4 protein-coding genes are annotated in these 4,111 nt (G+C 75.9%); 1 reads left to right on the top strand and 3 read right to left on the bottom strand.

Annotated features, from left to right (window positions below; translation table 11 throughout):
* The 3 genes from GTR00_RS15880 to GTR00_RS15870 form a co-directional block, all read right to left on the bottom strand.
* Positions 1–628 (bottom strand): site-specific integrase (locus tag GTR00_RS15880; protein ID WP_166612562.1); only part of this gene is annotated, 628 nt, incomplete at its 3' end.
* 120 nt (positions 629–748) lie between these two features.
* Positions 749–1,432, bottom strand: coding sequence for an NUDIX hydrolase (locus tag GTR00_RS15875; RefSeq protein WP_323132526.1), 684 nt, complete (start codon positions 1,430–1,432; stop codon positions 749–751).
* Positions 1,429–3,177, bottom strand: coding sequence for a CTP synthase (locus tag GTR00_RS15870; protein ID WP_166612561.1), 1,749 nt, complete (start codon positions 3,175–3,177; stop codon positions 1,429–1,431). Before GTR00_RS15870 ends, GTR00_RS15875 begins: the two co-directional genes overlap by 4 nt.
* On the opposite strand from GTR00_RS15870, the gene GTR00_RS23050 reads away from it, so the two are divergent.
* Positions 3,128–4,084: a hypothetical protein gene (locus tag GTR00_RS23050; protein ID WP_205705937.1), complete on the top strand. Its 957-nt coding sequence runs from the start codon at positions 3,128–3,130 to the stop codon at positions 4,082–4,084. The genes GTR00_RS15870 and GTR00_RS23050 overlap by 50 nt on opposite strands.
* Positions 4,085–4,111: the final 27 nt, after the last annotated feature.

Here is a 4,111-nt window from a genome sequence, read left to right as displayed (position 1 = left end):
GCGGCACCACCCGCGCCCTGGCGCCCCCGCCGCCCAGGCGCACCGCGCCGCCGTCCTCGAGCGCCGGCCCGGACACGTCGCCCGCGTCCAGGGCCACCACCTCGCCGATGCGCGCGCCGGTGCCGTACAGCACCTCCAGCAGCGCGCGGTCGCGCAGCGCCACCGGGGAGCCGCCCGCACCGGCCACCTCCAGCAGCCGGGCCACCTCCTGCACCGTCAGCGCCGCCGGCAGCCGCCGCGGCGGCGGCGGCGGGCGCACCAGCGAGGCCGGGTCGGCGCCGCTGCGCCCCTCGGCGTGCAGGAAGCGGTGCCAGCCGCGCACCGCCGAGGCGGTGCGCGCCGCGGAGCTGGCCGTCAGGGGCGCGCCCCCGTCCGCACCGCTGCGCAGCGCCACCACGAAGGCGCTCACCGCCGCGCCGTCCACGGCCCCGGGGTCGTCCACCCCGCGCCCCGCCAGGAAGCGCAGGTAGCGGTGCAGGTCGCGCCGGTAGGCGCCCAGGGTGTTCTCCGACAGCCCCCGCTCCACCCGCAGGTGCACCAGGTAGTCGCGCAGCGCCCCCGCGAGCCGGCCGCCCGGCTCGCGCACGCCGGCGGGTGTCGCGGGGGGCGCGGGCGTCGCGGGCGGCACGCTGGTGACACTAGGGCAGCCGGGCGCACCGGGCGGGCAGCGACGCGGCCGCCCGGTGCGCCCGAAGGTGGCGGCCGCCCCGCGCGCGCGGGGCGGCGGCCACCTCAGCGCCTCAGCGCCTCAGCGCCTCAGCAGGCCTTCCGGCCACGGCTCGTCCGCCGGGCGCAGGGTCGACCAGCCCGCCGCCCGCGCGGCGTGCACCGCCAGCACCCCGATGACCGTGCCCGGGTTGTGCAGGCGCCCCTCCAGGACCGCGCGCACCGCCTCCTGCAGGGGCAGGCGCACCGGCACCATGTCGCGCTCCTCGTCCTCGCGGTCGTGCCGCTCGGCCGCGGGCACCGCCGACAGCCCGCGCGCCAGGTAGATGCGGTTGGCCTCGCTGGAGCCGCCCGGGGAGTTGAACCAGTCCACGACGACGGCCCAGTCGGCGGCCACCAGGTCCGCCTCCTCGGCCAGCTCGCGCTGGGCGGCGCGCAGCGGCGCCTCCCCCTGCACGTCCAGCAGGCCCGCCGGCAGCTCCCACAGCTCCCGGCGCACGGGGTGGCGGTACTGCTTGAGCAGCAGCACGTTCTCGTCGCCGTCCAGGGCCAGGACCGTCACCGCGCCCGGGTGGCGCTGCACGTCGCGGGTGACCGTGGACACCTCGCCGTCGGCGCCGGGCAGCTCCACCTCCTCGCGCACCACGTCCCACACGCGGCCGGCGAAGGCGACCTCGCTGGAGCGCAGCGCGCGCTGCACCCGCGCGTCGGCGACCCGCCCGCCGTCCACCACCGGCACCTCGAGCTCCTCGGGGAAGCCGCTCACGCGGTCACGTCCGACAGCTCGGCCGGCTCGCCCGCACCCGCGGGGCGCTCCTCGGCGTGCTCCTCGGAGGGCTCCGGCTCCACGTCCAGCAGCTGCTCCTCGCGCTGGCGCTGCAGGGCCGCGGCCACCAGGCCGGAGAACAGCGGGTGCGAGCGCGTGGGGCGGGACTTGAACTCCGGGTGCGCCTGGGTGGCCACGTAGTACGGGTGCACCTCGGCGGGCAGCTCCACGAACTCCACGAGCTCGCGGTCCGGGGACAGCCCCGAGAAGCGCAGGCCCGCGCGCTCCAGCTGCTCGCGGTAGGAGTTGTTCACCTCGTAGCGGTGCCGGTGGCGCTCGGAGATCCGCTCGCCGCCGTAGGTGGCCGCCACGACCGAGCCCGGCTGCAGCACCGCCTCGTAGGAGCCCAGGCGCATGGTGCCACCCATGTCACCGGCGCCGGCGACGATGTGCTTCTGCTCGGCCATCGTGGCGATGACGGGGTGCTCGGCGTCCGGCTCGAACTCCGTGGAGCTGGCCCCGGCCAGGCCGGCGACGTTGCGGGCGTACTCGATCACCATGCACTGCAGGCCCAGGCACAGCCCTAGGGTCGGCACGCCGTTCTCGCGCGCCCAGCGCAGCGCGCCGAGCTTGCCCTCGATGCCGCGCACGCCGAAACCGCCGGGCACGCAGACCGCGTCGACGTCGCGCAGGTGCCGGCGCGCGCCCTCGGGGGTGGCGCACTCGTCGGCCGCGACCCAGCGGATGTCCACCTTGGCGTCCTCGGCGAAACCCCCGGCGCGCAGCGCCTCGGTCACCGACAGGTACGCGTCGGGCAGGTCGATGTACTTGCCCACCAGGGCGATCTCGACGCGGCGGCGCGGGGAGTGCACCCGGCGCAGCAGCTCGTCCCAGGTGGTCCAGTCCACGTCGCGGAAGGACAGGTTCAGCTTGCGCACCAGGTACGCGTCCAGCCCCTCGCGGTGCAGCACCTTGGGGATGTCGTAGATCGAGGGCGCGTCCACGCAGGCCACCACGGCCTCCTCGTCGACGTCGCACATCGAGGCGATCTTGCGCTTGACGCCCTCGGGGATGTCCCGGTCCGAGCGGCACACGATCGCGTCGGGCTGGATGCCGATGCTGCGCAGCGCCGCGACCGAGTGCTGCGTGGGCTTGGTCTTCAGCTCCCCGCTGGGCCCGATGTACGGCACCAGGGAGACGTGCACGAAGAAGACGTTGTCGCGGCCCAGGCGCTGGCGCACCTGGCGCGCCGCCTCCAGGAACGGCTGGGACTCGATGTCGCCGACGGTGCCGCCGACCTCGGTGATGATGACGTCGATGTCCTCGCGCGCCTGCGCGCGCATCCGGTCGACGATCTCGTTGGTGATGTGCGGGATGACCTGCACGGTGTCGCCCAGGTACTCGCCGCGGCGCTCCTTGGCGATCACCGAGGAGTACACCTGGCCGGTCGTCACGTTCGCCGACGCGTCGAAGCGCACGTCGAGGAAGCGCTCGTAGTGGCCGATGTCCAGGTCGGTCTCGGCGCCGTCGTCGGTGACGAAGACCTCGCCGTGCTGGAACGGGTTCATGGTGCCCGGGTCCACGTTGAGGTACGGGTCGAGCTTCTGCATCGCCACGCGCAGGCCGCGCGCACGGAGCAGGCGACCGAGGCTGGAGGCCGTCAGGCCCTTCCCCAGGGAGGAGGCCACCCCCCCGGTGACGAAGACGTGCTGGGTGGGGGACTCGGGGTTGCTGCGGTTCGCCACGGACTTCGAGGTTACCCGACGCCGGGCGTGCCGGGGTCCGCGCGCCGCCGGCGGGCGCGCGGGCCGGCGGCCCGCCCGCACCGCGACCCGGCGGCCCGCGCAGGCGCCCCCCGAGGTCGTCTCACGGCGCCTGCGCAGCCGCGCCTGGCGCGCGGCCAACTCCTGGTGGCTGGCGCTGCCGGCCGTGGGGCTGCCTTGGCTGGCCTTCCTCTACATGGGTCTGCGCGGCCGCCGGCCCGCGTGGGTCCTGGCGGCCGCGGGCTACTTCGCGGCGTTCGGGGCGGCGTTCGCGCTGCTGGCGGGGAGCTCGCTGTTCGTGAACGTGCTGGGCGTGCTGCTCGCGCTCGGCACCTGGGGTCTGGGGCTGGTGCACTCGGTCATGGCGAACTCGCGCTGGTTGCGCATCAAGGCCGCCTTCACGGGCGAGCACGAGGCGCTCGAGCAGGCGCCGCCGGTGCCCGCCGCGCCGCCCGCCCCGGCGGACCCGGTGCAGGCGCTGCAGGTGCGCCTGCGCGAGACCGTCCAGCGCGCCAACCGCGCCGGCGGGCGCCTGCCGGACGGGGCCGTGCCCGCCGTGCGCGACGTCGAGGACGTCCTGAAGCCGCTGCTGGCGCACGTGGCGCGCCGCGGTGCGCAGGTGGAGGAGATGCACAACCTCGAGGCCATCGTCGACGAGTACCTGCCCGGTGCGCTGGAGCGCTACCTGGACCTGCCGGAGGACTACGCGCTGCACCACCGCGGGCCCTCGGGCACCACGCCCGCCGAGGAGCTCGTCAGCCAGCTGCACCTGCTGCTCGAGGGCGCCCGGGAGCTGCAGCAGGCCGTGTACGACCACGACGCGCGCCTGCTCAGCGAGCAGGGGCGCTTCCTGGACGCGAAGTTCCGCCGCTCGGACCTGGACCTGTAGGGGGTTGGGGTGGGGGTCGACCTGGGC

The organism is Kineococcus indalonis (assembly GCF_009906395.1).
GTDB classification, from domain to species: domain Bacteria; phylum Actinomycetota; class Actinomycetes; order Actinomycetales; family Kineococcaceae; genus Kineococcus; species Kineococcus indalonis.
This window is presented reverse-complemented; position numbering and strand designations above follow the sequence as displayed.